The organism is Zhongshania sp., from assembly GCF_041623545.1.
Lineage (GTDB): Bacteria > Pseudomonadota > Gammaproteobacteria > Pseudomonadales > Spongiibacteraceae > Spongiibacter.
Genome location: NZ_JBFJWS010000316.1, coordinates 1 through 3,556 on the forward strand (window position 1 = coordinate 1; position 3,556 = coordinate 3,556).

Here is a 3,556-nt window from a genome sequence, read left to right on the forward strand (position 1 = left end):
ACCGCCAGTTCACGCTTCGCTTCTTCGCCTAAAAAATAAACAGGCAGCAGCGAGACCAACGCCAAGAGTACCGGCAGAAAGTGCCAATACTGACGTTTTTCCAATACGAAACTTTCTTTGGTTAATGCGCAAATGTAAAAGTAGAGCAGTGGTGCGAGGGCGAAGTACATAAACCGCCCAAAGCCGGTGAGAGCAGGATACACTTCCAACGTTCCACTATAGAGCAATACGCGCTGAGTGAGTTTCAATGCCAAAATGCCGACAAAAACAGCCAGGAAGCGATTCGCCCGACGATCACCTTGAGGGTCAGATAGTAGAAGCGGTATCACTAGCAAGCTAAAAGCAATACCTGCCGTGGCTGTTACCATTACGAGGGTATTCGGCATATTTGTATAATATTCCTAAAGACTAAGCTCGCTTTGACGGTTATTTTTTGTTTAGAAAGTAAGTGGTCTGCCAATAGCATGGTCTACTTGAAGTGCTTAGTACAAGCGATGCTTAGTTGCTGCCGCTTCAGTGGTTTCATTTTCGGGCGAGAATAAACCGGTGGCCGCTAACGCTGAACGTTTGATTTAGGCTTTATTCTAGCTTGTTATCGGAAGCCGTCGTCCGGCCTCCTCGGTCATCATGTGCTCGGCATGCCTCCGGGAGATGCATCATCCGGCCAAAGTGTTTTGTAGTTCTTACTACTCAGAACAATGTGAACGTCGTCATTAAAATTCTGCGTCCTTCTGTAATAAGCTCAGCGTTGGCCGTCAGTTAGCTACAGGGAGCGCCTAGACCATGGGAGCATACATCCAGCATGACAGTTACCAAGTCTTCTGGGCGCGTGTTTAGGTTTCCCATGTAGGAATCCTTAAGGCTTTTATAATCAGCCAGCCCCATAATGATACTGGTGATACAGAAATTGAAACGCTGGAATAGTAGCTTTTTAGGCAATTCCGGGTAAGTTTTGACCAGCAGCTTTTTAAACCGCTCAATAGATGGGCCTGCAAACTTATTAAGGATATGGTGGGTGTCGGAATCGGCATCAAACTCCATCCGCGCGATAAAGCGCACCGCGTCGTAGCCCCATTCTTCCTTCAGGATATTGAGGTAGGGGGTTACAAAAGCTTCCAGGATCTTCTTACCATCAACGGTGTCGGAAGTTTCAACCGCGACCAGAGCGCTTTCTCGTGACTCTTCAAACCAGCTCTGGATGAACTCAGCCAGCGACTCCAGCAAGCCCATCTTGCTACCGAAATGATAGTGCAGGGCCGAATGATTCTTGTGCCCCGCTTCCCGGTTGATCATCCGCAACGACACGGCATCGATACCGTTTTCCGCGAACAGCTTCAGCGCTGCTCGCAGCAGGGACTGTTTTCCTTGTTCGGCAATGGTTGCGTTGGGGGATAGTGTAAGCATAGCAGTGCCTTAAATTAAATCGGTCGACTTAGATGCTACTGGGCTATAGCTTAACCGTCAAGTTTGGCATGCCATAAAGGCGTAAATTCCTGGCGCCAAGGATAGCGTTATCGCCGAAAAACGCAAATAAGCGCGTAAACCCGGGTTAGCTATAGATAGTGATTCAGCCAAACAGCGGCCCTTCTGCGCAGCGCAGAAATATAAAAAACACCGCGATAAGCTTATTGACTCATATAAAGCTGAATGATTTAATCGCCGATATAGCTACGCTGGCTCAGGGTGTGTAAGAGCCTACCAGTGACTAAACGTAAACGGACGAAATCCAATGGCAGATGCGAAATCAAAAATAATCGATGGTAAGGCTGTAGCAGCTGAACTTCGGGAAACTGTTGCGCAAGAAGTCACGCGCTTGACTGAACATCACAATCTGGTTCCCGGCCTTGCCGTCGTGTTGGTTGGGGAAGACCCCGCAAGTCAGGTCTATGTGCGAAACAAGGTGCGGCAGACGGAAGCGGCTGGCATGAAAAGCTTTCACTTTGACCGTCCTCCCAGCATATCCCAGGACGAGTTGTTGGAGCTCATCGACACATTAAATGCTGATGAGCAGGTTCACGGCATACTGGTTCAGCTTCCGCTGCCCGCTCATATTGATGAAGGGGCCGTGATTGAGGCTATCTCTCCAGATAAGGATGTAGATGGGTTCCACGCCATCAACAGTGGTCGCCTGCTCAATGGCAATGCTAGGGCGCTGGTAGCCTGCACTCCACGAGGCTGTATCGATCTGGCGAAAAAGGCGCTTGGTAGCGATCTCTCGGGCAAGCATGCCGTCGTAGTTGGGCGTTCTAATATTGTCGGCAAACCCGTGTCGATTTTGTTGCTGCAGGAAAACTGTACGGTGACTATTGCCCATTCGCGAACACAAGACCTCGCCGCTGTGTGTCGTACGGCCGATATTTTGGTCGCTGCCGTAGGTCGGCCCGAATTTATTCAGGGTGATTGGATAAAGCCGGGCTGTACCGTGATTGACGTGGGTATCAACCGCATAGAGCGCGGTGGCCAAAGCCGATTGGTTGGTGACGTGGATTTTGATGCGGCGATACAGCACGCGGCGGCCGTAACACCCGTGCCGGGCGGTGTGGGTCCAATGACGATTGCCTGTTTGTTACGTAATACCGTAATTGCCGCTTGTAACATCAATGGCCTGCAAAGCCAGATAAAATAAACCCTTTTTAAACAAGGGGTTAAGTAAAAATTCATCCAGGGTGTAAGCGCTATCAAGTGGTGGTACTCATCATGGACGCGGTGCTACAAGTACGCAGTAAGCCTTTTGACTTATAAGTAAGCCATGTGCTTTACTTGCGGTGGCATCCAGCCGTGGATCCTGGTGCCTAATAGAGAGGAATCGAACACATGTCCGATAAAAATTTGTCCGCAGAATACGTGTTTACGCTTAAATGCCCGGATCGACTGGGTGTGATGGCTCGTATTTCCGGTTTGCTCTACGACCAGGGCGCGTTCATCACCGAGGTGTCCCAGCATTCGGATCCCTACACCAACACCTTTTTCTCCCGGCTCGTATTTGACGACCGCGTTCTGGAAGAGGGTATTGCGTCTCTGTCATCCAAAATTGATGATTTGGCAAAAGAATTTGAGATGGATTTTCGTTTACGCGAAACCAGCTACAGGCCCAAGCTCCTGTTGGCGGTGTCTAAATTTGATCACTGCCTGAATGTCTTGCTAACCAAGTGGCGCTCGGGCGCCTTGCCCGTTGATATTGTTGGTGTTGTCTCCAACCACGACGATTGCCGTGGATTGGTTGAATGGTATGGCATTCCTTATCACCATTTGCCCATTACACCCGAGACCAAACCCCAGCAGGAAGCGCAAATACTGGGCCTGATGGATCAGTACAACGTCGATCTACTGGTGCTGGCGCGCTACATGCAAATCCTTTCGGATGACATGTGTCGGCAACTTGAAGGGCGTGCGATCAATATTCACCATTCCTTCCTGCCCAGCTTCAAGGGTGCCAAGCCTTATCATCAGGCCCATGCACGGGGTGTAAAAGTGATCGGTGCCACCGCTCACTACGTAACCGCAGATCTGGACGAAGGCCCCATCATCGTTCAGGAGGTCAAGCCTGTGAATCACA

At 50.0% G+C, this 3,556-nt stretch carries 3 protein-coding genes and 1 pseudogene; 2 read left to right on the plus strand and 2 right to left on the minus strand.

The features are described 5' to 3' along the window. Both ABYT30_RS17085 and ABYT30_RS17090 read right to left on the minus strand, forming a co-directional pair. Positions 1 to 386, minus strand: a pseudogene (locus tag ABYT30_RS17085) (hypothetical protein); the annotation flags it as partial. Between the two features lie 373 nt (positions 387 to 759). Further along, positions 760 to 1,404 (minus strand): TetR/AcrR family transcriptional regulator, encoded by a 645-nt coding sequence (locus ABYT30_RS17090; protein ID WP_373097641.1) that lies wholly within the window; start codon positions 1,402 to 1,404, stop codon positions 760 to 762. A gap of 325 nt (positions 1,405 to 1,729) precedes the next feature. Here ABYT30_RS17090 and folD point away from each other — a divergent pair, with 325 nt between their 5' ends. Further along, a complete protein-coding gene (folD, locus tag ABYT30_RS17095; protein WP_373097643.1) occupies positions 1,730 to 2,626 on the plus strand; it encodes a bifunctional methylenetetrahydrofolate dehydrogenase/methenyltetrahydrofolate cyclohydrolase FolD in 897 nt (298 codons plus the stop codon). A gap of 188 nt (positions 2,627 to 2,814) precedes the next feature. Further along, positions 2,815 to 3,556: formyltetrahydrofolate deformylase (locus ABYT30_RS17100; protein ID WP_373097645.1), on the plus strand; the 742-nt coding region annotated here is incomplete at its 3' end.